A 23270-nucleotide genomic window follows, 5' to 3' on the forward strand; every position below is an offset into this window, starting at 1 on the left:
ACTTCGGTGTTTCTGGGACGCTACTCAGGAACGCCAAAGGGTTGTTAATACCGTTTCGCGTTGGGGTGATCGGAATTCGATATGTCCGTTGAGCTGGTAGTTTGCACAGCATGGACACGAGAAGGCTCTACTCGTTCGTACGAATTGTCGATGCCGGCAGCATCACCCGAGCCGCCGACATCCTGCACATCGCACAACCCGCCCTGAGCCAACAGATGACGTCGCTGGAAACGCAGTTCGGTCAGCAACTTCTGATCCGCAGCAAACAGGGTGTCGAGCCGACCGATGCGGGGCACGCACTCTATCGGCATGCTCAGGTGATTCTGCGTCAGGTGGAGAGTGCCCAGGCCGAGGTGTCCGTGGTCGGACGGGCGCTGGCGGGTGGCGTCTCGGTCGGCCTCGCCCCGTACAGCACCGCGACGGCAATCGCCTTGCCGCTCTTGGCCCGTGTGCGCGAGCAGCACCCGAATATCTTGTTGCACATCAACGAGAACTTCGGTGGCGTGCTCAGCGAAGCGATGATGACCGGTCGCATGGATCTGGCGTTGTTGTACGACGCCGGCCCGATCAAGGGTGTGACGTTCGAACGCTTGCTCACCGAGGAGCTGGTGGTGGTTGCCCCGTTCGGTACCGGACTGGCAGGCGAATCGGGATCCGACATCTCCCTGCCCGAGATCGCCGAACTGCCACTATTGCTTCCGGGTCGGATGCACACCATCCGCAAGGTGGTGGAGCAGGCTTTCGACCGTGCAGAGCAGCAACCGAACGTCGTGGCCGAAGTGGAATCGGTGATGACGCTGTCCGAGGCCGTACGCACCGGATTGGGCGCGACGGTTCTGCCGTGGTCGGTGGCCCGCAGGGTCATGGACGTCGAAGCGCTCGAGCTACGACGCATCGAGCCGGGCATCGAAGTGCATGTCTCCCTTGGCACCCCGGCCAATCAGCCCCTCTCCAAACCGGCCGAGGCGGTGCGCGATGTTCTGCGCACCGTCGTTGCCGATTACGTGAAGGGAACCAACGCGAGCGGTCAGTAGCCCGCCGACGGATCGATCACGGCGGCGAGGTCCTCACCTGCGGCGAATCGGGCGACGTTGGCTGCAACGTGATCTGCCAGGACGCGGGTGAGCGTCGTAGCCGGGTTGGCGACGTGTGGAGTGATGATCGCGTTGGGCAGCTTCCACAACCGATGCCCGTCCGGCAACGGCTCGGGATCGGTGACGTCCAGTGCCGCCCCGCCGATCGAACCGGCTTCCAGTGCGTCGACCAATGCGTCCGTGTCGACGAGGGTGCCACGCGCGATGTTCACGATCCAGCTCGACTCCGACATCTGGTCCAGTTCGGCCTTGCCGACCAGATGCCGCGTCGCGGATGTCGACGGTGCTGCGATCACGAAGTGATCTGCCTTGGACCAGATTTCGCCGGTGCGGTCGGCCGAGAGCGTTTCGGAAGCACCCTCGACAGGGGTCCCGGAGCGGGTGATCGCGATGACCTTGACTTTGGACGCGGCGAGGTACGGGATCAACGCACGGCCGATTCCGCCGCAACCGATGATCGCCACTGTCGAGCCCTGCAAAGTGCCCACCCGCGGGTCGAACTCTTCCTTGCGCCACGACTGCGCCGCCAATTGTTCGGGGAGAGAACGAACTCCGGCGAGGAGAAGCATCATCGCATGTTCGGCAACATTGCCCGCGTACGCTCCGGCAGCAGACGTCCAGACCCGCTTGTCGTCGATCACCTTGGCGTCGAACCAGGGCTCGATGCCGGCGAACGGCAACTGCACCCAGCGAACAGAATCGGGTAGCGACGACGGGAACGTCTCCGGCCCGTGTACCCACACGACGCCCTCGGCGTCTGCCAGTGGAACGAGAACTCCACCGGCTCGGCGTATTCCGTCGGCGACGTGAGGATCCTCGACGGGACCGAGGTGGATGCGAGGGGCGCTGGCGTCTGTCATGTGGGTGCTTTCTGTTCGAGTAGCGGACGATCTAACAGCGGACAATCAGACGACGGCCGTCATTCCGCCGTCGACGTAGAGGATCTGACCGTTGACGAAATCCGAAGCCGGGGAGGCCAAGAACAGTAGCGACCCGATCAGCTCCTCCGTACGGCCCCAACGTCCGGCGGGTGTCCGCTTGGCGAGCCACGCGGTGAACTCCGGATCGTTGACCAGCGCAGAGGTCAGTTCGGTGTCGAAGTATCCCGGTGCGATCGCGTTGATCTGCAAACCGAAGGGTGCCCAGTCGGCGCACATCCCGCGGGTGAGCATCTTGAGCCCGCCCTTGCTGGCTGCGTACGGTGCGATTCCCGCTCGGCCGAGTTCGCTCTGCACCGAGCAGATGTTGACGATCTTCCCGTGTCCGCGCTCGACCATGCCGCGGGCGAATTCACGTCCGACGTAGAACGCACTGGTCAGGTTGGTGTCCATGACACGCCGGAAGTCGTCGTCGCCGAACTCGAGAAGCGGGGCGCGGTGCTGCACGCCGGTGTTGTTGACAACGATCTCGACCGGGCCGACCTCCGCCTCGATGCGTGTCGCCGCATCCCGGACGGCGGCCGAATCGGTGACGTCGAACGCGTATGCGTGCACCGTTGCGCCGGTCGCGTCGGCGATGCGTCGACGCTCGGCTTCGAGCACGTCGGAATTTCGGCTGTTGAGCACCACCACCGCACCCGCCTCGGCGAGACCAGTCGCGAGGGCCGAGCCGATGCCTCGGCTCGAACCCGTCACCAGCGCGACCTTCCCGGAAATGTCGAACGGGCCGGGGCTTGCGGTGCTACTCACGCTGTGACGCTCCTCTGAGATGTATGGATGTAGTCGACTGCCTCGCCCACCAGTGTGCTCGGTTCGGAGACGACATTCAGCGTGATGCCGCGCTCGTCGTCTGTAAGCGGTTCGAGAGCCTCGAACTGGGAGATGAGCAGACTCTCCGGCATGAAGTGCCCGGCGCGGAAACGCATACGTGCGGAGATAGTCTCGAAATCACCGGCCAGGTGGACGAACTGCACGTCGAGACCGTCCGGGCGCAACCGGCCCCGATAGTCCTTTCGCAGAGCCGAACAGGCAACGACGCCTGTTCGTCCCGCATCGGCACGCTCGGAAAGCCAGGCCGCGATCGCGTCGAGCCACGGCACACGGTCTTCGTCGGTCAACGGTGTCCCCGAACGCATTTTGGCGACATTGGACTCGGGGTGCAGATCGTCACCGTCGACGAAGTCTGCCCCGAGAGACGTGGCGAGACCCACTGCCACGGTGCTTTTTCCAGCACCGGCCACACCCATCACAACTACCTGCACGGTCATGCTTCGACCATGCCCGACTACCGAAGGCCAGACAATACTCGAGTGATACCGGTTCGCGAGGGTGCCATAGCGGAACGATCTAGGAACTTCTGCCCGTTCGAGCCCTATCCGTTCGCCTTCGCGATCGAATCCTTGCCCTCGGCCGCTCCACCCTCGATGGTGTCGTGCTGGATGGGAACGAACTTCTTCTTCGGCAGCAGGAACAGCCACGTCGCGAAGACGAACGGGCCCGTTCCGGCCGGCAGGCTGATCGGAGCAAAGGCAGACACCAGCGTGCCGTGGATGACAACAGTCACCAGTACTCCGAAGACGGTGTAGACGAACACACGCCACGACGGGTTGTAGAACACCGATCCGAGAGCAATTGCCGTCAGCACCGAACTGAGCCCGTAGAGACCATTGCCGATGTCGACGGTGTTTGCGCCCAGCGCCAGTACCGAACCCATCGCTATCGCGGAACCGATGAGCGCGAACAACGCCGCCCAACGCGACGCGACCAGCAGCGCGATCACGAAGATAATGCCGGTGACGGTGTTGTTGATCAGAAAGATCTGGGAGACGTTGCGGAACAGCGTGTCCCACAGGAAGCTGAAAGTAATTTCGGCATGAACTGACGCGTCCCCGATGTGCTGGGGAAACTGGCCCGCGCTGAGGTCTGACGTTTCGATCCGCAGGAACTGGAACGCCGCGAGGAGGAAGAACCAGTTGACGAGGTTGAACGGAAAGGTCAGCGCCGGTACGCCCCACGTCTTGAAGACATTGGCAACGGCCAGGAACGCGATCGTCGACGCGGCAGCTCCCACCACGAGGTAGATCCACAGCATCACACCGCCGGCAAGGAACGTCGGAAAGGCAGCTCCCACAAGAACTCCGTTGTATCCGTACAGGCCGATACGCATCGAATCGTCGTCGGAGTGCAGCATCATGCCGGTGACGGTGGATACCACCAGACCCACCACGGCACCAATTGCGACGGTGATCGTGTCCGCGGCTATCGCTCCCCAGAAGATACCGACCAGAAACAGCAGGCCCGTCAGCGCATTGCCCTGGAACATCACCTGCCCGGAGCCTTTGAGATTGGTGTCGATGAATCTGAGCACGACGTTCTTGTCCGCGACGTCGTCCCAGGGTTTGGTGATGGTGGTCATCGCACGTCCCTCGATCCTTCTCCGACGATCCGCGTCATCCCCACAGCGGGACGGGCGGAATGGTGGTGTCCAGAACTGCCTTTCGCACCAGAGCCCAGAAATCACGAACCTTCGCCTTGACGGGTTCGCTCTCCGGACCGAGGACTTTGAAGATGAGACCGGCGTCGTTCGGTAGCCGACTCGCTCCGGAAACGACCTTGCCGTCACGGCCCGGAACTACCTCTTCGAGAATCGCGTCGGCGTGCTCCTTCGGTGTCAGCAGGATGACATTGCCGAACACGTCGTGGTCGCCCATGATTCCGCCGTATCGCACGGGGAAGCGTGCCGGTTCGATCACCAATTTCTCGGTGAAGAGGTTCTTCCCGTCCGGACGCTCCGCCTTGATCATTGTGGAGTACAGGTCGTAGACGAACATCTCTCCGCCGTCGTGGTACTTGCGACCCGACATCACGATCTCCGAGGACAACAGCGTTGCAGTCGGATCCACCGTGATGTCGGTGCGCGCGTAGTACCTCGCGTTGCGGTGTGGGATCGTCACCCCGGGCATCAGTTCGAGATACGAATTCTCCGCGAGCACCACTTTCTGGAGTTGCGACGCGTGATTGGCATCCATCCGGTGAACCTTGGTGGCCGACTGAGTGGTCACGTGCGCGAGGGAACCCGGTTCCATCTCGATGGTCAGGAACAGTCGATCGCCTTGCAACACACTGCCGGACGTCGAGATCATGTAGACGCACGGCATGGTCGGCAACGCTTCGTCCCAGTACAGCGCCTGCTGAACGAGCAGCGGTGTCTTGCGGTACATGTCCCGCAGAATCGTCTTGTCGCCACGGTCGACAAATCGCATCTCGAGAACGCCGGTCTTCCCGACCTTGCCGGCCGGGGCCTGCTTCGGCTGGTCCTGGTACTGGTCGAGTTCCGGGATGGTCGGGATCGGCCCCGGGAGCGACCGCGATGCTCCCGGGACGGACGTTGCGCTCACGGTGCGCTCGCTCCCACTTCCTCTTCGTCGAAGAGGACTCCGTGCACGATGAGGTCCACCACTTCCTTGATGCCTTCCCCGGTCATGCAATTGGTGAAGACGAACGGCTTGTCGCCGCGCATCCCCTTGGAGTCGCGATCCATGACTCCGAGATCGGCGTTGACGTACGGTGCGAGATCGGTCTTGTTGATGACCAGGATGTCGGACTGCGAGATTCCCGGACCGTTCTTGCGCGGAATCTTGTCGCCTGCGGCTACGTCGATGACGTAGATGAAGAAGTCGACCAGAGCTGGACTGAACGTCAGTGTGAGGTTGTCGCCACCACTTTCGATGAACACCACGTCGGTGTCCGGGAACGTTTTCTCCATGTCCTCGACCGCCGCGAGATTCATACTCGGGTCTTCGCGGACGGCGGTGTGTGGGCAGGCTCCCGTCTCCACGCCGACGATACGTTCCTCCACGAGAACACCTTTGAGAGCCTTGCGCACATGCTTGGCATCTTCGGTAGTGACCACGTCATTGGTGATGATCAGAACGCTGGTGCCCCGCTTGATGAACTCCGGCGTGATCGCCTCGATGAGTGCGGTCTTACCCGAACCCACGGGTCCGCCGATTCCGATGCGCGTTGTCTTCTTCATCGTTCTCCTTCTAGTTCATGAACATTCGGACGTGCGCCTTGACGTGAACCGCAGCCAGAATGTCGATCATCGGGGCGAAATTGGACATGTCGTCGAGTCCGTAGTCACGCACTGCGGCGTACTCACGGCCGGCGCTCTGATTGACCTCGAACAGAATCTCTTGCGTCGTGAGGTGATCGACTCGGACGATACGAAGGGCAGCGCCGAGCAACGTCATCGCGACACCGTACTGATTGACCGTGAAAGCGTCCTCTTCCGGAGAACCCATCTCCGCGAAAGCAATTCCGAGGCCGACGGGGTAGGTACCCGGCGTCTCTCCCGATGCGATCGCGGCCAACCACTTGTTGAACAGGGTCTCACCGGCCAAGCGCCCGCCGAGTTCGGCCAACTTCTTACCCATGCGGGTACTCATCGTGCGTGCTTCTTCGTTGAGTTTGCGTTCGATCACTGCATGATCAGCGGCGAGGATCGCCGAGAAATCACCGGCTGCCGCACCCCGGTGCGCCGCGAGTACGGCGATACCGTCGCACGTCGCGCCCTGATGGGCGGCCGAGAGCACAAACTCCCGCAGCGACGGACCACCCGTGACAATTCCCTGCGCCACGGCCGATTCCAAACCGTTGGAGAACGAGAAGGAACCGACCGGGAACATGGAATCGGAAAACTGCATCATCCGCATCGCGCGGTTGATGCTGAGCCCGGATCCCTCAGACGAGAGGGTCATGGGTATGCCCCTCGCCCTCACGCGCGGCCGCACCGAACAAACGGCGTGCCTCGTGTGGAGCGATGTAGGGAATTACCTCGGCGCCCGGGATGAAGGTGTACTCGATGCCCTCGAAAGCATGTGTCCGCATCACCGAGCCCATGACCGCCTTGTCGACCGTCAACGGAACGTAGACCTTCATTCCCTTCACCACCGCAGGCCAGTGCTGGTTACCCACGGCATGTCCCAACTCCAAGCACGTCTGAATCATCTTCTCGGGCGTCACCTCGACCAGTGCGCTCAGGTCGATCTCCAACACGTCCTTGAGGTTGATCCTCGCCACGACGACGGTGTTCGCCTGCTCGTCCCACAGCAGAATGTCGCCGTCCTGCAACTGAATACCCCGATCGAGCGAGACGGCCAATTCACGGCCACCGATCGTGGTGCGTCGTAACCGACTCTTCTGCGCTTCCCACTGATCGAGCGACAAGACGTCGACTACCGCATTGTCGAGTCGACCGGCCCACTCCTCGTCGGTCTCCTTCCCGAGCAGCGCGTCGACTCGCGTCGGCTTTCCGCTCGGCGCGGTCATCTCGCCGTGCGTGTGTGGCGTCGCATCGGCGCCGTGCGTGTGTGGCGTCGCATCGGCGCCGTGCGTGTGTGGCGTCGCATCGGCGCCGTGCGTGTGTGTGATTGTTCCCGACACTGGAGACCCCTAACTGAAGAAGTAAAGTTGGTTCAAGCGAATGGATTCGGCAGGTTCGACGTATGCGTGGACGCCGTCCGCAGTCACCGCGAAGGTCTCCGGGTCCACCTTGATTTCCGGAGTGGCCGAGTTGCGAACCAGATCACGCTTGGTGACTGTTCTGGTCCCCTCGACAGCAACAACCTGACGTTCGAGACCGAGCCGGTCCTTGATGCCGTCGTCGAGTGCCGCTCGCGAGACGAACGAGACCGAACTCTGCGGCAACGCCTTGCCGAATCCACCGAACATCGGCCGGTAGATCACCGGTTGTGGTGTCGGGAGTGAAGCATTCGGATCTCCCATGGCATGCCAACTGATCAGACCGTTCTTGATGATCGTCTTCGGCTTCGCACCGAAAAATGCGGGCTCCCAGAGAACAAGATCCGCCATCTTCCCGACACCGATCGACCCGACCACATGCGAAAGACCAAACGTCAACGCGGGATTGATCGTGACCTTCGCGACGTAGCGCAACACGCGGAAGTTGTCGTGTGTCGGTGAATCCTCGGGCAGCTTTCCGCGGGACCGCTTCATGCAGTCCGCTGTTTGGATCGCGCGAAGCCAGTTTTCTCCGACGCGGCCCATCGCCTGCGAGTCACTCGAGAACATCGAGATGACGCCCATGTCCTGCAGTACGTTCTCGGCACCGATCGTCTCCGCGCGAACGCGAGACTCGGCAAACGAAACATCCGAGGGCACTTTGGGATTGAGGTTGTGACAGACCATGATCATGTCGAAGAGCTCGGCCTGAGTGTTGATGCCGTACGGCAACGTCGGATTGGTCGACGCCGGAAGTACGTTGTCCTCGCCCGTCACCCGCAGAATGTCGGGTGCGTGACCACCACCCGCACCCTCGCTGTGATAGGTGTGAATGGTACGGCCTTCGAAGGCCGCGATGGTGTCCTCGACGTATCCGGCCTCATTGAGGGTATCCGTGTGAATGGCGACCTGAACGTCCATTTCGTCTGCCACCCGAAGAGACTCACGAATTGTGGCCGGTGTCGCGCCCCAGTCCTCGTGGACCTTCAGACCGGCCGCACCGGCCTTGATCTGTTCGACCAGCGACTGATGCCCGGACGAGTTCCCCTTGCCCAACATGCAGACGTTGACCGGCAAACCCTCGTTGGCCTTGAGCATCATCTCCATGTTCCAGATACCGGAAGTGATGGTGGTGCCGTTGGTTCCGTCGGTCGGGCCGATGCCGCCACCGATCAGCGTCGTCACTCCCCCACTGAGCGCGTGGTACGCCTGCTGTGGTGACACGAGGTGCACGTGCGGATCGATGCCGGCGGCAGTGAGGATCATCTGCTCACCGGAAATCGCGTCGGTCGCCGGACCGGTGGTCAGCCCCGGGGTGACGCCTTCCATCGTGCTGGAGTTTCCCGCCTTGCCCCAGCCGACGATCTTGCCGTCTTTGATTCCCACGTCTGCCTTGACGACGCCGATGGTTGCATCGACGATGACCACGTTGGTGATCACGAGGTCGAGGGCACCGTCGATGCTGCACGACTCCGGATCCTGGCCCATGCCGTCGCGCAGCGTCTTGCCGCCGCCGTAGATCGACTCGTCGCCGATCGTTCGAAGATCTTCCTCGACCTCGATGTACAGGTCGGTATTACCCAGCCTGATCTGGTCACCCGTGGTGACCCCGAACAGACCCGAATACTCTTGTCTCGAAATGCTTGTCATGGGTGTTGCTCTCCTTCGTCCGCCGTGAACGAGAATCAGTCGGTTTGAGGTTCGGACAGAAAGCCGAGTTCTTCGGCACGCTGGACGGCTCCGGGAAGCCGAGGCCGGTAGGCGGCGTGGGTCGGCGCCCAACCGTCGACAAGTCCGTTGAAGCCTTGCACTCGTTGCTTGCCGCCGAACGGCACCAACGTCACTTCCTTCTCGTCGCCCGGCTCGAACCTGACCGCCGTGCCCGCGGGAATGTCGAGGCGCCAGCCGAAGGACTGTTCACGATCGAAGGACAACGCGCGATTGACTTCCATGAAGTGGTAGTGCGAACCCACCTGGATGGGACGGTCACCGGTGTTTCGGACTCGCAACTTCAAACGTGGACGGCCCTCGTTGAGTTCGATCGGCTCGTCCCGCAACACGTATCCGCCGACCGGCACTTTCTTCTCGCCGCCGGAATCCTTCTTCGTCGATTTGCTTGCCATCTTGGAGTGCTCCTGACATCTCGGTCGGGCTACTGGATCGGAGAGTGCACGGTGACGAGCCGGCTACCGTCGAGGAACACCGCCTCGACCTGCACACGTGGAATCATCTCCGCGACACCGTCCATCACGTCGTCGACCGTCAAGGCGTGCGATGCGTCGGCCATGACCTCCTCGAGAGTCTTGCCCTCCCGAGCTCCCTCCAGGGCGGCTGCAGTGATAACTGCGACGGACTCCGGGTGATTGAGTTTGAGCCCCTTTGCCTTTCGCCTCAGTGCGACATCCGCCAACATGAGGATTGTCAGCTTGTCGAGTTCTCGCGGTGTCAGATGCATTCTGAACGCTCCTTGTCGATCATGCGGTAACTCCCTGTCGTCGAATACATGTCAGCTCCCCTGTTCCGTCGCTTCGGTGAGAGGTTCGGCCGCTTGCTGGACGAAACCGCTCCTCCTGCCGCCCGAGTACTCGTTGATCGCGTCCAGAACCGCCTGTGCATGTTCCGAGGCGACCAGCACCTCGACACGCAACCGCTCGGTGAACACGACGTCGTTGCGTTGTCCGCGGAACTTGAGCGAGGCCGAGTCACTCGCGGAGACATGCGCTTCCGATACGACTATCGACTCCGCTCCGGCGGCCAGCAGCGCCTCCCGTAGCTTCTCAGACTCGATGGTCTGCAATACCGCGGTGATGAGTTCGTGCTTCGGGGCGCCGAGGTTCGGAACAAGTTTTGCCCCCTCGACCAGGACCCCCGAGTCGAACCCGCTGGTCTGCGGCGCACCACCTGCGTCGACGAATGCGGCGTTGTAGCGGTATGCGTCCATGCCTTGCTGACGACGGTCGATGTCCACCTGGTCTTTTGGGGCCAGCTTGAGACCGATGGTCTTCTCGATGCCCGTGGCGATCAGCCAGGTCACCACGAACGAGAAAGCGATGACGACGATCAACGCCAGCGCCTGCTCGCCGAGTAGTCCTGCCCCGCCGCCGAAGAAGAGTCCGTCGCGGCCGATCGAATTGATGGCTTTTTCGCCGAACAAACCGAGAAGGAGTGAACCGAGGATGCCGCCGATGAAGTGGACCGCGATGACGTCGAGCGCGTCGTCGAACTTGAAGATCGACTTGAGCGCGAGCGCGAAGTGGCAGACCAGTCCGGCAAGCGCGCCGATCGCCAACGCGGAGAAGGTGCTGACGAAGCCGGCGCAAGGGGTGACGGTCGCGAGACCGGCTACCGCGCCGGTGATTCCGCCGATCGCCGTGGCCTTGCCCTCGGTGTACCTTTCGATGACGAGCCAGACGACCATACCGCCCGCTGCGGCGATGTGAGTGTTCATCAAGGCCTGTGCCGCAACACCATCGGCAGCCAATCCGTCGCCCGCGTTGAATCCGAACCAGCCGAACCACAGGATGCCTGCGCCGATCAACGCCAGAGGCACCGAGTGCGGGACTGCCTCGGCGTTGGGCCATCCCGGACGTTTACCTACCACCAGCAAGATTGCCAGGGCGGCGGCGCCGGCGGATGCGTGGACGACAATTCCGCCGGCCCAGTCCTGAGCTCCGCGGAGCGCCAACCAGCCTTCGGGATTGAAGAGCCAGTGCGCAATCGGGGGGTAGACGATGATCGACCACAGCACGAGCAGAACGGCCCAGCCCAAGGGCTTGAGCCGGTTTGCGGTCGCACCGGTGATCAGCGCGGGCGTGATGATCGCGAACATCATCTGATAGACCACGAACGCCAGAGTCGGTACCGCGACTGCACCTTCGATCAGGTGGAAGCCCGGGGCGGCGGCTGTGTGTATGTCCTGCAAGCCGAACAATTTGAGGTCACCGAGGAAGCCGGAACCCCAGTCTCCACTGAACGCGAAGCTGTATCCGAACACGACCCAGGTAATCGAGACGAGTCCGAGTGGGACGAGGTTCTGCTGCAACATGACGAGCGCACTGCTACCACGCACCAGACCGGCGTAGAAGAAGGCGAGTCCGGGAACCATGAAGAGAACCAGACCCGCGGAGATCAGCACCCACGCCGTGTCCCCACTGTCTATCACTGCTTCGGCTAACACCATTTCCATCGACATCGACGACCTCCGAGCATTATTCGGACCTGAACAAAGTCATTGGTTAGAGCAGCAATTCGCGATGTTCCGGTTCGCTGCGACAGTTACGCTACGCCCCATAGTTGCACCTTCTCAGCAAAATCGGGGGAACATCCGGTTTTCACGTTTAGTAGAGCATTGTTCTGGGAAAAGATGGGACTTTGCCTAAACATTGCGGACGCTCCACAACCTGCAATTGCGAGACTAAATCTCGCCGAAAGTGGTTTAAGTCCTGCAAAATGGGGAACGTAGCCGCAGGTGAGCGCCACTTTCGGAGCAGAAATGCCGTTTCCAGCTCGGGACTTAGCTCCCTAACCAAGACAATCGCGAGCACCTTATGCGATTACCAACGTCGGTGACCCGCCTATCCAATCGGGTAGGTAATTTCACCGAACATCTTCTCACCTGTTCAGATGATTAACCTTCACCGCACTGAGGGCAATCCTGTCGTTAATATGTTCTTAATCCGTACTGGATATTTCGACTGGAAGATCAAAGATCACCTTTCGATAACCTTTGAAGGTGAAATGACTTTCGCTGTAACTCTTTTGTTATGCAGAACCCTAGAGGGGAGGATTGATCCCACCAGGCGAGCACTCGGATGCCGGACAAAGTCAGCCACTTCGACGGCTCCCCCGCCTTTGTGTCGACCTCGAACCACACCCGCCCCGGTTGGCGACCGGCCTGGAGCCACGTCCCATCCGAGGCTCGAGCGGCCCGGATCATCTCGATCGCGTCCGCCATTCGCGGATCAGGCTCATTTCCATCCGACAACGACGCTTCGCGGAAGTAGTCGGCTGCGTTGAGCACGTTGTAACGCCACCGGAACGGGTACGCGAACCGGCCGATCCAGTCCCCCACCGGTTCCCCGGTCGAGAGTCTCCGGAACAGACCGCGCTGCAGCAAGAATTCCTCACCGGATCGTCGAGCCGCGCGCGTCTCATCTGTTCCCCCGGTCGCGATCTCGTACGCGAGAAGCCCTTTGAGTGAATTGAGCGTCGAATGGAACGACGATCGGGTCGAACCTTCGATCCACTCACAGTTCCACCCACCATCCGGAAGTTGATGCCGCACAAACCAATCAGCCAGTTCATCAACGGGCATGCCGAGCCAAACACCGTTTGCCACCGTCCAGGCGTTGATGCAGCAATCGACCTCACCGTCCCAGTACGGCCGGCCCTCGTACTCCCAGCGACAGTTCTCCGCGAGCAGTTCTGCAGTACGACGCTCCCGCAGAACACTGGCGTCGAGGCCCCACTCACGCAAGGAGTTGAGCGTCCAAGTAGTTGCCGTCCAGGGTTGCGAACCTTCTTCTGCTGCTTCGGGTCCCACGAAGTCGAATTCTGCCGGGAAGAACGCCCCACCCGCCCATTGGCCGTCTCGATCCTGCAATGAAAGCAGGCGTGCACCAAATCCTTTGGTAGCGATCGACGCGCGCGTCGCCGCCCACACAGTGGGCGCTTCGTTCAGCAGGTCGCGCTCCACCTGCCACCGAATCGCCGGATCCGAATCGAGGAGCCACGCGAGCAAGTCGGCTCGGGGTGCCATCTGGCAATACTATCGAAAGGCGAAGCAGGCCATCCGGTTAACACATTTCTCGACGTCTGATGCAATGGTGAACTCCGGACCCGTTGCGTGGCCTACACCGGATAACCCAACGCCGCCCGCACCGCCACGATGTCGGCGGCAGCGACCTCCATTGGCTTGTCCCCCAACCGAACCAACGTGCCAATGGGCAGTTCCTCCACCACCGCAGATTGGGGGAGTTTGCTGCGATCGAACGTAACTCCTGAATGGAAGTATGTTTCCCATCCCACCTCCACCTCACCTTTCGACCGATTCTGAAGGTGCCGGTAGTCGCCGATGCTCCACCGAGCCCGATCCGGATCCCAATGCTTGACGATCACTCTCACGATCGCGTCTCCGATATCCGGGTCGAGCAACCGCCGGGTACTGTCGGTGAGCTGCTTCTCCGTCGGCAACGACACCCGGACACTGTTGGGAGCACTGGTTTCCAGCCCGCCGACCCAGGCACCGACCCGGCGCGCGGTCCCGTCCTCGGGCGACAAGTCGATGTCGTAACCCGGTCCCGGGGTGTCCGAATACCCCATCTCCTTCGAGCGGGAATACTCGAAGATTCGCACCAACCCGTCCACACTGAGATCTGCTGGCACCTTGTCGAACTCGGCAGTCGAGACCCACGGCAACGCCAACCCCGGGTCGACCGCTTCCAGATCATCGAGGAAAGCCCGCATCGTCTGCGCCACCTCCTGACTCGACTGCACCCGCGTGCCCCAATATCCGGCTACCGTCGGCCGCCGCCCGAACATGCTCATCGCCCCGTCCTTTCCGACCAATGCGCAATCGTCTCCAATTCAACTACGTGTCGCGACGTGAGCAGCGCTCGGCGGTCACGCGGCATCTTAGACCGGGTAACCCAGTGCTTCCCGCACGGCCAGGATGTCGTCGAAGTTGACGTCTAACGGTTTCTCGCCCAACCGAATCAGCGTTCCGTTGGGGAGTTCCTCCAGTACGGCGACGACGGGCAGTTTGCTGTGATCGAGATCGATCCCGGACTGGATGTATGTCTCCCACCCGACTTCGATTTCGCTGACCTCATTTCCCTGCGCATTGCGGTACTCCCGCGTCCCCCACCGCGCAGACTCCGGCGACCAATGCTCGATGATCGCTTTCATGATCGCGTCCCCGACGCCTGCGGTTAGCAACCGCGACGCCTCCCCGATTGCTTGTTTCTCCGGAGGGAGGGTGACGTTGACGAGATTCGGAACCCTCGGAACATTCCGGCCGAGAGAGAATTGGATTCTCAAGAACTGATATCTGTCCGGGTGCAACAAACTCACGATGTAGCCGAGGTCGAAGGCCGCAACGGATTGCCCTTCGACATCCTTCGCTGCCCGGAAGATTTTCGCTAGGCCTTCCACGCTTAGATCGGTCGACTCGGAGGCAGTCTCGGGCGAAAACACCCAAGCTTGTCCAAGTGCTGGATCAATGTTCCTCAGACTATGAAGAAACGAGAACACCTCCGCTGCAATGTCTTCTACCGGTTGCGTCCGAGGGCCCCAATACCCGATCACTGTCGCGCCACGATCCGAATTCATCGACCTTTCCTTTCCAGCCACTCTGCGATCGTCATAGTCGTTCTCGGCAAATCATTGTCATTGAACAGTTGTGGTCCGGGTTGCTGCGGAGCGCCGGGAGCATCCGGATTCACCGGCACCTGACCGACATCAGGCAGAGTCGGCACACTCGGTTCCTCGGCACGACCTGGCGAGGGAGCCTCCGGGGTGGAGTTCTCGGGTCTCGGGTTCGACCCCGGATCGCCAATCTCACCGGGCGAGAATGATTCCCACTCGCCACGATCGGGAACGCCGGGAAAGTGGGTTGCGAGGGTTCCGGAATCGCGGGATCCGGGCGTGCAGGTTTCATTCACGGACGGAACAGAGGGTTGATCATGCTCGGCATGTTGAACTGTGCCGTCGATGGCGGGTATGCCGCGCGGTGGCACTCCACCCGGAGCGTCGATCAGCTGGTGCGTAGCCGGATCGGGATCGCGGCGCGGTAATTGCGGGCAGGCTGGTCGGTCCGCGCCATCCCTACCTGCAGGCAGCCCCGAGTGCGCCCAACGTAGGGCTCACAGCCGTCTGAAACCTTTGGGTAGAGGAATCTCCGGTCGTTCGGTCGGCAGTCCTGCTGCTGCGCGGATGCTTCGGATGTCCTCGACGGTTAACGGCGTGGACAGATTCTTCTGGATGACGATTGTGCCGTCCTGGTAGGGAAACGCCTCCACGCTGGGCGGGAGCTGCGTTTCCTTGATCGGCAACTCAGGACCGAAGTAGGTGCAACTGCCCACGATCGCGTCACCCGGTACGTTGAACTGAGGCGATGATTCGGTTCGGCGGTAGAGCACGGTGACACGCGAGTCCCAGATGTCGGCTAGTCCCTGTACGAGCTTCAATGCCAGCGAAATCAGTGATTCGTCGGCAAAGGCACATGCGAATGCGCCGGACCCTGAGGTGCCCCCGAAACTGACAACGACTTTGACGTCTCCAGCGGGTGAATACAGGGTCATATGTCGTCCCAATGAGAGGGGATACATACCGCCGGTGGCATCGGGGGATCGTCTGCGCTCGATCAATGCGGCTTCGATCGATTTTTCCGTCGGAGGTACAAGGATCTGACGGAGATTCGACGCCAAGGCCTGCTCGACTCCGGCGCCGTCGGGGAGTGCATCGCCTACTGTTTGGTACAAGTCGACGTCGAAGACAGGATCGATGTCGCGAAGCAATCGTAGCGAACGTGCAACGAGCGCGGCCGTGACGGCCTCGCTTTCAGGCGAACCCTTTCGTGGAATGACCTTCACTGTCAAGCCCGCCGTAGGATTGCGGCGCAGTGATGACGTAGGCACTTTCACTCCCCTCCAAATACGATGATGTTGATGTTCTCCATCCCGATGACCTCGTCGAACGCATCCTCCATTATCTGAGCAGCTTGTTCTTAAGAACACCATCACCTGCGGACGTGAGCTTGGCCGTAACTTCTGGTGTCACAGCCGACGCGAGCCTTTCGGTAGGCGAACCTCCGGTCGTTCGGCCGGCAGGCCGACTGCTGCGCGGATGCTTCGGATATCGTCGGCAACCAACGGGGCGCGTGGATCACGCTGGATGACGATCGTTCCTTTCTTGTACGGAAAAGCTTCGACAGTGGGTGGGATCTGCGTTTCGTTGATCGGCATCTCAGGGCCGAAGTAGGTGCAACTGCCCACCGTTGCGTCGCCGGGCACGTTGTACTGAGGTGTGAGTTCCGCATCCCGGTAGAGCACGGCTGTGTGAGCGTCCCAGATATCGGCCATGCCCTGGACGAGTTTCAATGACAGTGAGATCAGAGATTCATCGGCGAAGCCCCCTGGGTACGGCCAGATGAACGTGCAAAGTAAGGAACCTGCTCCCGCCGTACCCCCGAATCCGATGAGAATTTCGATGTTTCCGTTGTCGATGAACAACCTGAGTTGATGCCCGAAGGAGAGTGGGTAAATCCCGCCTGCGGCATCAGGAGACTTTCTGCTCTCGATCATTGCGGCCTCGAGGGAGTTCTCTGCCTGAAGCGTGAGGATCCGTCCACCATTCGATGCAAGCGCCTGCTCGACCGTAACGCCGTCGGGAAGGCCATTCCTCACGGAGCGATACATGTCGACGTCAAAGACTGGGTCAAGCTCTCGAAGGAACTGCTGCGACCGCGCTGCCAGCACTGCGGTGACCGATTCGGCTTCCGGCGGCCCCTTTCGCGCCATGACTTTCAAGGTCAATCCGGACGCCGGATCGCGACGTAAAGATGAAGCAGACAACGTCACTCCTGCTCGAAGACGATCGACCAATTGGACAGGCTCTGGCGCTACACCGGGTAACCCAACGCCGCCCGCACCGCCACGATGTCGGCGGCAGCGACCTCCATTGGCTTGTCCCCCAACCGAACCAACGTGCCAATGGGCAGTTCCTCCACCACCGCAGATTGGGGGAGTTTGCTGCGATCGAACGTAACTCCTGAATGGAAGTATGTTTCCCATCCCACCTCCACCTCACCTTTCGACCGATTCTGAAGGTGCCGGTAGTCGCCGATGCTCCACCGAGCCCGAACTGCCCACGATCGCGTCGCCGGGTACGTTGCGCTGAGGCGATGATTCGGTCCGGTGGTAGAGCACGGTGACACGAGAGGCCCAGATATCGGCCTGCCCCCGTACGACCCTTAACGCCAGCGCAATCAGCGATTCGTCGGCAATGGTGCAGGAAAACGAGTCGATGCGTGAGGTACCCCCGAAACCGATCATGACCTCGAGATCCCTTTTGGTCAGACAAATTGATCATCTGCTCTTTGGAGACTGGATCCGAGGCACGTGCCACGTGGGGCAAGACCGCACACAAATTGCTTAGACTGTCTCCAGTCTGGCTATCCAAGGCGCAGGCTCTAGGCACCGAGTCCGACGTTGGTCCAGATATCAAGGTAAGTGGAGTAATCGACCAGTTCAGGGGGTTCCGTCAATGACCACACAACACCCCTTGTCGATTCCTCACCAAAGTACAAGCAAAGATAACCGCCGCCGCCCGATCTGAATGTCGCGATGCAACGAGCCGGATCTGGGTACTCTTCAGGGGACAGCCCGTCCAGAATAGACCATTCAAAGCTGTCAATTCGAAACATATCTTCAAGAGGCAGTGGCCCGACAGTCTTACCGGCAATATAGTACCAACCGTTGTGCAAATTTGAATAGAAATTCTTTAGACTGGAGGGGAATTTACTCCAATACCCTGAAAGTTCATCACCATCCACTACCGGTGGCGTACCCAAATAGTAGAGATCGGTCCCGTCTGCCATTTTAATTTTATATAGAAGAAAGAACCTATTTTCAGACCTGAGCAACCGCACATCAGATAGATTATCTTTAATGTTTCTGTAAGTGTCGCCCAATATCGGTCGCCCAAATACGTCCCATTGGTCCAATATCCCAGAAATTCGAGCTGCAACGTCACCATTTAGTGCATCCAACCAATAATTCGGAAGCGCCATACGTTCAAGTGGTGTCAAGTCGTCAATCTCCGCAAGCACGGGCGAGTCGACACACCGCGAAATCTTGACCAGATCCACTACTGAACTCCATTCAATATATTAGATATCATTAACTATCCAGACGAGGCGGATGCTCGAAAAATGGGATGAGTTGCAGGGACTAGGGGAAGAGGACTACCGCTCGCGATGGCGCTGACAGCTACTGAATTGGGCTGCGCGAAGAGCAGCTTCGAGCCATCGATCATCCTGGTTACTGTACAGCTTGCGCAAACCGGGCAGGTGTACGCCGCCATGTGGAAAGTACTGTTTCCCACGGCATCTCACTACAAGCTGTTCGGGTACGCGCGAGGGTGGTATCAAGGACAAAGCGCTCTACGCGCCGGCTCAGGTGTTGACCTGATTTCCGTCAGAATCGGTATCTCGTGCTTGGCGGTCAGTGTCTTTGTAGTGCAATTTGTCGTACCTGTTTACCGGAGGTGCATCCTTCTGCTCGCGGTAGAGCGCCCGTGTCAGCCAAGCACCGAAAACATCGTTGAATCCGGTGGGATGCCTTCGCGTGAGGAAGGGGGTCCACCACCACGCCACGAACACAGCAGCGAAACCGCACAAGAGGACAGGTCCGAGAATCGACCGCTGTGGAGCGGTGAGCCAAGCGAAAACGATGGTAAGGATCGACGAACTCCAGTAAATCGTTCTCGCATGACTGCGGTACATCACGTAGGGCGTAGATACGATCAACGCCACAGCCCCTGCAGCAATCGCACAAATCGCATAAAAGGTGGTCATGGTGCCGGTTCCGCTTGAGGAACGGTGTGTCGTCGGTATATGGAACTCTTCGGGAGAAAACGCAAAACGAGGACCGCCGCAGTGCCCGCGACAGCGCCGATCCGGGTGGTCGAATTGTCAGTCACGAGGAACACCATCCCACTCGCAGCCGTCAACGAAACGGCCAAGGTTATCGCGCCCCGCATCGGATTGCCTGCTGCGGCATCAAGCGCCGACAGCACCCCCGAGGCTAGGCAGAATGCAATGGCAGCGATCAGCAGGTAATGCACGGTCTCAGTCCCTTCTCTTGGAGCGATCGATCATTGTCTAAGGCTTCAATCAAATGATCGGCCTGCCCGGGTACCCAAGTATGCCCCGAGTAGCGATCCTCCGATTGCACCGATTCCGCCCCCGACTGCGGCACCTATCGGGCCGCCGAGAAACCCGCCGAGTGCGGCGCCACCTTTGCCGCCTGCCCATCCCAATGCGATTGCGCCACCGGAATTTCCCACAGTTTCGCCACGTGGCGCGCCTTCGCGCCACTTGATGACACCCGAGGCAACCTCAACTGCCACCGATAATCTGCTTAAAACAGTACCCACTGCCGCCGACCGAGCGGCCTGCGCAGCGCTCGGGAGCGAACCAGCATGATGCACACCGGTGTTCGCAAGGGCGCCCGCAGATTGCAAGCCCGAGGCGGGGCCACCGAGCGCGGTGCTGCCTTTACTCAAGACAGTTGCGATCTCGGAATCTGTATAGCCGCGGTCTCGCATCTGATCCACCTGCCATTGCAGGTCGTCAAGTTGTTGCTGTGCGGTCAGAGGGACGTTGCCAGTGAAGTCAGCAGGTACGTCGCCATGGGCGAGCGCCCGTTGGTTCGCGGCCCTCTGCGCGGGGCCGATCAAACCGTTGTTGGGATCAGAGTCAAAGATCCCGAATGGTAATTCCATTGGAGGATCTGGCTGCGTCTGCGTTTCCATGTCGAGGTTGTCGAGTGGGTTCCACGGAGGCTCGCTCGCTGTACCCCCGGGTGTATCGGTGCCCGAGTCGGTCGGCGATCCGATATCGAACGGCAGAGGCGTTGTCGGTGCCGGCTGCGTCGGCGGATCCATGTCGAGATTGCCCAGTGGGTCGATCCCGCCGACGTCGTTGTAGGGGGAGTCTGTCGGGACGTTGACCATGACCGGTCCGCCGGACTGGTTGACGACCTCACCGCCGCCTTGAAGGGGTGTAGCGGTGACGTCTCGTCCGGTGACCGGGTCGCTGCCGCCGTAGGGGCCGTCAGCAGTGACCGGGTAGATGACGCCCGGGGTCGGGATAACGACTTGGTAGAGCTTGCCGTCACGGATCTCGTAGTAGGTGGGAACCGGATCGCCGTTGACGTCGTACGCCCACGCAGCGGCAACGGTGCCCTGCAAGTCTCCGTTCGCGTCGTAGACACCGACGGACCCGTCGTCGTTGATGCTCATGTGTCCGCCGGGTGGTAGGTCGACCACCATTTCAGCTTCATGCGAGGAGGTTTCGTCGTGAATGAGGAAGATGGTGCGTTGTCCGCCACCTGGGTCGGGGATGACCACGACGTCCTGACCGCCGACGAAATACGGCATGAACGGTTTCGCGACCGTACCGACTACCTGGGAGAGAACCGACTCCCACGGACGCGCGCTCACACGCGCACTGAACGGTCCCGGCCGCCCCCTCACTCTCATACCCGCAGCGGTGAACGCCGCGGCCCCGACGAGGACCAGTTCGAGATACCGGTCACGGCCCGAGTCCTCCCCGGCGGTGGAAACATCTGCTGCCGGGTCCGGAACCGTTTGGGCCGGTGCGATATTCGAATCCGAATCCGCGGGGATCGGTCCGGGACCACGATCGGTGGTGGTTCCCTCACCCGGCGTGGGTGTGGGTGAGGGAACCGCTGATGCCGATGCATTGGGGAATGCACCGACACCAGTTTCCGAGGCCGGGGACTCGGAAGTAATGGGCGGAACCTCGATCGTCGGCACAGGGACGATGGGGGTGCCGTTGTAGGTGGGAAAGTTCGTCGGAGCATTCGCGCCGACATTCGGGCCACCGCCTGGAGCCTGCGCACCGGGGAGCCCGACCGTGGTCGTCGGCGCAACTGTCGCCGTCGTGGACGGCGCACTCAGGCACGGGTTGATGATCTCTGGCGGGATGGGTGCACCAGGTGGCAGCGACGCAATGAGATTCAGGTAGATCTGATGATCACGTGCCCGCACCGCCGCGCAGTCTTCTTCCGGCGTCGCGTTCGCCGGAGCGGCGGAGAGTGCAATTCCCGCACCGATCGCTCCGGCCGCTCCGGTCAACAGCGCCCCAGCGGCAAGCACTCCCGCGAGAGTCCGGCGAAGTCGTCTACCGGACTTCACCGGTGCGCACCACGATTGTCACTCTTCTTCGTTCGGAGTAGCGCGATGAGTTTGTCTGCGCCCCAACAGAACAACCGTCCGGAGATCGACATCCACAAGAAGAACGCCAGGTAAACCAGGATCGTCCCGTAGTCGTTCGCCCAGCCGGCGAGCTTCCCGATCACCGCGAATGCCGCGATCAGCAACCCCAGTCCAACTGCCGTAGCGATCACAGCCTTGGAGAGTGGACTGAGTTCACTGTCCGGATCCCAGTCATCAACGTCTGCAACGCCTTTGCTGACGAGGGCAGCGGGTTCCGTTTGGACACTGCGACGTTCGGCGTTGTTGACGGTCATGGCTGGAACTCCAAACAGGAAGGGAGAGCGGGGACAACGGGTCGCCGACGTTCGGCCTGGTATCAGTTCCAGTACTGCTCCGTCAGCACTATGTGCCCCTCACTGGCGGGGTGATTCGGGTCGGAGACAAAGACATTGGCATGCCCACCACGCGCGGCTGCTTCACCGAGCACAGTTCCTTCGAGGGCGTCGACCTTGCCATCGGTAACAGTTATCGCGGAACCAGGCGCCAACCAGACCCCCCTCAGCGAACCTGGAACGATGTTCGCAATCGCATCAGGAATCGGGCTCGCCGCCAGCGCCGCCGTTTCGGCGTTCGAAAGCGAAAGTCCGATCCGGCCATGTTCCGGTTGCACGATCGGAGTTGCAGCAGATGCCATGCCGGCGCCGAGAACACCGAACAGGGCGATACCTGCGGTGAGAGTTCCGGCAGTGGCCAAGGTACGAATCTTCATGATTTCTCCTTTGTGGGCGTGATGAGTAACCACCCCTGGACGGGACGGATCGGGAATAGTCGCCAGCAGCGCTGACGACGGCTGCGTGGGTTAGAGCCAGGTGGGATCGGAGTACACGAACAATGTGTTGTCGGACGTCGCCGTCGACACCGAGAGTTGTGCGTACGAGCGGATCGTCACCGGCCCCATGCACGCATCAACCTTCACGTGCACGTTCTCTGCCGTGATCGACGCCTTCGACGACTCGAGATCCTTCTTCCCCAACGGAATCGTCGTGATCGTGCCCGGCGCAATCGTCGACTGAATACTCGGATTCACCGACGCATTCACACCCACGTTCGCCGACGGGACACCCGAAATACTCACACCGACAGACGGGCCGAGCGAAAAGCCAAGCCCCAAGCCAAGTCCGGAGGAGACATCGATCTGGCAGCCGATCTGCAATCCCTGCTCGACATAACCGGTCTTCACTGCCGAATCGCCCTGACCACCGATCGTGCCGGTCACCTTCGCCGACACGAACCCCTCACGAGTGAACGCCGTCGTCGCCAAATTCGGCACCGGATTCGCCGACAGTTTGGTGGCGGCAAGATCCAACGTCCAGCCGTCATCGGTGACCGTGCTCGCGAATTTGTCCGCCAACGCCGTCGGCGTTGCCGATGCGCTCCCTGCGAAGACCACCCCAGACGACAGTGTGGCAACCGCACACGCCGCGAGCCCCACTGCGGCCCTCGATCGACGATGGGATATGCCGTTTTGCGATTCGATCGACATGAACTGCTCCTCCACGTGACACAGCAACCAGAGCGGTAGCCGACAACTAACTGAATTAGTTACCGGACGGTACCAATCGTCCTGTTTGCCCGCCAGCGCGCCGATTCCGCCATCTTGGATTTAGGGTGAACTTTCGGTAACAGGTATATATCGACAGGCTTATCAGCAGCAAAAAGGACCTAGGTCCCGCTATGAGCAAGGTCACCGTTT

Annotated in this window: 24 protein-coding genes and 1 pseudogene; 1 reads left to right on the forward strand and 24 read right to left on the reverse strand. The window is 60.7% G+C overall.

What is annotated here, in order from left to right:
* Positions 1-110 precede the first annotated feature (110 nt).
* The gene (nac, locus tag P3G66_RS19770; protein WP_030535780.1) at positions 111-1034 is read left to right on the forward strand and encodes a nitrogen assimilation transcriptional regulator NAC; all 924 of its coding nucleotides are present in this window, start codon (positions 111-113) and stop codon (positions 1032-1034) included.
* On the opposite strand, the gene P3G66_RS19775 is transcribed toward nac, so the two are convergent.
* From P3G66_RS19775 to P3G66_RS19890, 24 genes and pseudogenes are all read right to left on the reverse strand, one after another.
* On the reverse strand, positions 1028-1954 hold the full coding sequence (locus P3G66_RS19775) for a D-isomer specific 2-hydroxyacid dehydrogenase family protein (RefSeq protein ID WP_125050198.1): 927 nt from the start codon (positions 1952-1954) through the stop codon (positions 1028-1030). The two genes, nac and P3G66_RS19775, sit on opposite strands and share 7 nt — an antisense overlap.
* Before the next feature lie 45 nt (positions 1955-1999).
* A complete protein-coding gene (locus P3G66_RS19780) occupies positions 2000-2782 on the reverse strand; it encodes an SDR family oxidoreductase (RefSeq protein WP_007731708.1) in 783 nt (260 codons plus the stop codon).
* Positions 2779-3300, reverse strand: a complete 522-nt coding sequence (locus tag P3G66_RS19785; RefSeq protein ID WP_030535782.1) for a gluconokinase — start codon at positions 3298-3300, stop codon at positions 2779-2781. The genes P3G66_RS19780 and P3G66_RS19785 overlap by 4 nt, the downstream gene beginning before the upstream one ends.
* A 104-nt stretch (positions 3301-3404) precedes the next feature.
* Positions 3405-4448, reverse strand: a complete 1044-nt coding sequence (yut, locus tag P3G66_RS19790; RefSeq protein WP_030535783.1) for an urea transporter — start codon at positions 4446-4448, stop codon at positions 3405-3407.
* A gap of 34 nt (positions 4449-4482) precedes the next feature.
* Positions 4483-5430, reverse strand: a complete 948-nt coding sequence (locus tag P3G66_RS19795) for an urease accessory protein UreD (protein WP_276117019.1) — start codon at positions 5428-5430, stop codon at positions 4483-4485.
* Positions 5427-6068 (reverse strand): urease accessory protein UreG, encoded by a 642-nt coding sequence (gene ureG / locus P3G66_RS19800; protein ID WP_007731713.1) that lies wholly within the window; start codon positions 6066-6068, stop codon positions 5427-5429. Before ureG ends, P3G66_RS19795 begins: the two co-directional genes overlap by 4 nt.
* A gap of 10 nt (positions 6069-6078) precedes the next feature.
* On the reverse strand, positions 6079-6792 hold the full coding sequence (locus P3G66_RS19805) for an urease accessory protein UreF (protein ID WP_047271507.1): 714 nt from the start codon (positions 6790-6792) through the stop codon (positions 6079-6081).
* The gene (gene ureE / locus P3G66_RS19810) at positions 6776-7477 is read right to left on the reverse strand and encodes an urease accessory protein UreE (protein WP_276117020.1); all 702 of its coding nucleotides are present in this window, start codon (positions 7475-7477) and stop codon (positions 6776-6778) included. The genes P3G66_RS19805 and ureE overlap by 17 nt, the downstream gene beginning before the upstream one ends.
* Positions 7478-7486: 9 nt before the next feature.
* Complete coding sequence (locus tag P3G66_RS19815; protein ID WP_003943847.1) at positions 7487-9205, reverse strand: urease subunit alpha; 1719 nt, start codon at positions 9203-9205, stop codon at positions 7487-7489.
* A 35-nt stretch (positions 9206-9240) separates the two neighbouring features.
* Complete coding sequence (locus P3G66_RS19820) at positions 9241-9678, reverse strand: urease subunit beta (RefSeq protein ID WP_003943812.1); 438 nt, start codon at positions 9676-9678, stop codon at positions 9241-9243.
* 29 nt (positions 9679-9707) lie between these two features.
* The gene (locus tag P3G66_RS19825) at positions 9708-10010 is read right to left on the reverse strand and encodes an urease subunit gamma (protein ID WP_007731718.1); all 303 of its coding nucleotides are present in this window, start codon (positions 10008-10010) and stop codon (positions 9708-9710) included.
* Positions 10011-10061: 51 nt separating this feature from the next.
* Positions 10062-11741 (reverse strand): ammonium transporter, encoded by a 1680-nt coding sequence (locus P3G66_RS19830; RefSeq protein WP_228117877.1) that lies wholly within the window; start codon positions 11739-11741, stop codon positions 10062-10064.
* Between the two features lie 516 nt (positions 11742-12257).
* Positions 12258-13313, reverse strand: a complete 1056-nt coding sequence (locus tag P3G66_RS19835) for a squalene cyclase (RefSeq protein ID WP_238592514.1) — start codon at positions 13311-13313, stop codon at positions 12258-12260.
* A gap of 92 nt (positions 13314-13405) precedes the next feature.
* Entirely contained in the window at positions 13406-14101 is a 696-nt protein-coding gene (locus P3G66_RS19840) for an Imm52 family immunity protein (RefSeq protein WP_230793306.1), read from the reverse strand.
* 87 nt (positions 14102-14188) lie between these two features.
* The gene (locus P3G66_RS19845) at positions 14189-14884 is read right to left on the reverse strand and encodes an Imm52 family immunity protein (RefSeq protein WP_325066535.1); all 696 of its coding nucleotides are present in this window, start codon (positions 14882-14884) and stop codon (positions 14189-14191) included.
* Between the two features lie 533 nt (positions 14885-15417).
* Positions 15418-16191, reverse strand: a complete 774-nt coding sequence (locus tag P3G66_RS19850) for a hypothetical protein (RefSeq protein WP_223304698.1) — start codon at positions 16189-16191, stop codon at positions 15418-15420.
* Between the two features lie 138 nt (positions 16192-16329).
* On the reverse strand, positions 16330-17127 hold the full coding sequence (locus P3G66_RS19855) for a hypothetical protein (protein WP_230359415.1): 798 nt from the start codon (positions 17125-17127) through the stop codon (positions 16330-16332).
* A gap of 47 nt (positions 17128-17174) precedes the next feature.
* Positions 17175-17414, reverse strand: a pseudogene (locus P3G66_RS19860) (hypothetical protein); the annotation flags it as partial.
* The gene (locus P3G66_RS19865) at positions 17359-17607 is read right to left on the reverse strand and encodes a hypothetical protein (RefSeq protein WP_007731737.1); all 249 of its coding nucleotides are present in this window, start codon (positions 17605-17607) and stop codon (positions 17359-17361) included. The gene P3G66_RS19865 and the pseudogene P3G66_RS19860, both read right to left, overlap by 56 nt.
* Positions 17608-17744: 137 nt before the next feature.
* The gene (locus P3G66_RS19870) at positions 17745-18422 is read right to left on the reverse strand and encodes an SMI1/KNR4 family protein (protein ID WP_007731739.1); all 678 of its coding nucleotides are present in this window, start codon (positions 18420-18422) and stop codon (positions 17745-17747) included.
* A gap of 1022 nt (positions 18423-19444) precedes the next feature.
* The gene (locus P3G66_RS19875) at positions 19445-21496 is read right to left on the reverse strand and encodes a hypothetical protein (protein ID WP_197491335.1); all 2052 of its coding nucleotides are present in this window, start codon (positions 21494-21496) and stop codon (positions 19445-19447) included.
* Positions 21493-21831: a hypothetical protein gene (locus P3G66_RS19880; RefSeq protein ID WP_276117021.1), complete on the reverse strand. Its 339-nt coding sequence runs from the start codon at positions 21829-21831 to the stop codon at positions 21493-21495. The genes P3G66_RS19875 and P3G66_RS19880 overlap by 4 nt, the downstream gene beginning before the upstream one ends.
* A 62-nt stretch (positions 21832-21893) precedes the next feature.
* Positions 21894-22286, reverse strand: a complete 393-nt coding sequence (locus P3G66_RS19885) for a hypothetical protein (protein ID WP_007731744.1) — start codon at positions 22284-22286, stop codon at positions 21894-21896.
* Positions 22287-22376: 90 nt separating this feature from the next.
* The gene (locus tag P3G66_RS19890; protein WP_007731745.1) at positions 22377-23060 is read right to left on the reverse strand and encodes an MspA family porin; all 684 of its coding nucleotides are present in this window, start codon (positions 23058-23060) and stop codon (positions 22377-22379) included.
* Positions 23061-23270: the final 210 nt, after the last annotated feature.

The organism is Rhodococcus sp. C3V (assembly GCF_029269915.1).
Taxonomy (GTDB): Bacteria; Actinomycetota; Actinomycetes; order Mycobacteriales; family Mycobacteriaceae; genus Rhodococcus_F; species Rhodococcus_F qingshengii.

Bases quoted from the DNA above. Each gene is read 5' to 3' on its own strand.
- nac (WP_030535780.1), top strand. From the start codon at position 111: ATGGACACGAGAAGGCTCTACTCGTTCGTACGAATTGTCGATGCCGGC.
- P3G66_RS19775 (WP_125050198.1), bottom strand. From the start codon at position 1,954: ATGACAGACGCCAGCGCCCCTCGCATCCACCTCGGTCCCGTCGAGGAT.
- P3G66_RS19785 (WP_030535782.1), bottom strand. From the start codon at position 3,300: ATGACCGTGCAGGTAGTTGTGATGGGTGTGGCCGGTGCTGGAAAAAGC.
- yut (WP_030535783.1), bottom strand. From the start codon at position 4,448: ATGACCACCATCACCAAACCCTGGGACGACGTCGCGGACAAGAACGTC.
- ureG (WP_007731713.1), bottom strand. From the start codon at position 6,068: ATGAAGAAGACAACGCGCATCGGAATCGGCGGACCCGTGGGTTCGGGT.
- P3G66_RS19805 (WP_047271507.1), bottom strand. From the start codon at position 6,792: ATGACCCTCTCGTCTGAGGGATCCGGGCTCAGCATCAACCGCGCGATG.
- P3G66_RS19815 (WP_003943847.1), bottom strand. From the start codon at position 9,205: ATGACAAGCATTTCGAGACAAGAGTATTCGGGTCTGTTCGGGGTCACC.
- P3G66_RS19820 (WP_003943812.1), bottom strand. From the start codon at position 9,678: ATGGCAAGCAAATCGACGAAGAAGGATTCCGGCGGCGAGAAGAAAGTG.
- P3G66_RS19825 (WP_007731718.1), bottom strand. From the start codon at position 10,010: ATGCATCTGACACCGCGAGAACTCGACAAGCTGACAATCCTCATGTTG.
- P3G66_RS19830 (WP_228117877.1), bottom strand. From the start codon at position 11,741: ATGGAAATGGTGTTAGCCGAAGCAGTGATAGACAGTGGGGACACGGCG.
- P3G66_RS19835 (WP_238592514.1), bottom strand. From the start codon at position 13,313: ATGGCACCCCGAGCCGACTTGCTCGCGTGGCTCCTCGATTCGGATCCG.
- P3G66_RS19840 (WP_230793306.1), bottom strand. From the start codon at position 14,101: ATGAGCATGTTCGGGCGGCGGCCGACGGTAGCCGGATATTGGGGCACG.
- P3G66_RS19845 (WP_325066535.1), bottom strand. From the start codon at position 14,884: ATGAATTCGGATCGTGGCGCGACAGTGATCGGGTATTGGGGCCCTCGG.
- P3G66_RS19865 (WP_007731737.1), bottom strand. From the start codon at position 17,607: ATGATCGGTTTCGGGGGTACCTCACGCATCGACTCGTTTTCCTGCACC.
- P3G66_RS19880 (WP_276117021.1), bottom strand. From the start codon at position 21,831: ATGACCGTCAACAACGCCGAACGTCGCAGTGTCCAAACGGAACCCGCT.
- P3G66_RS19885 (WP_007731744.1), bottom strand. From the start codon at position 22,286: ATGAAGATTCGTACCTTGGCCACTGCCGGAACTCTCACCGCAGGTATC.
- P3G66_RS19890 (WP_007731745.1), bottom strand. From the start codon at position 23,060: ATGTCGATCGAATCGCAAAACGGCATATCCCATCGTCGATCGAGGGCC.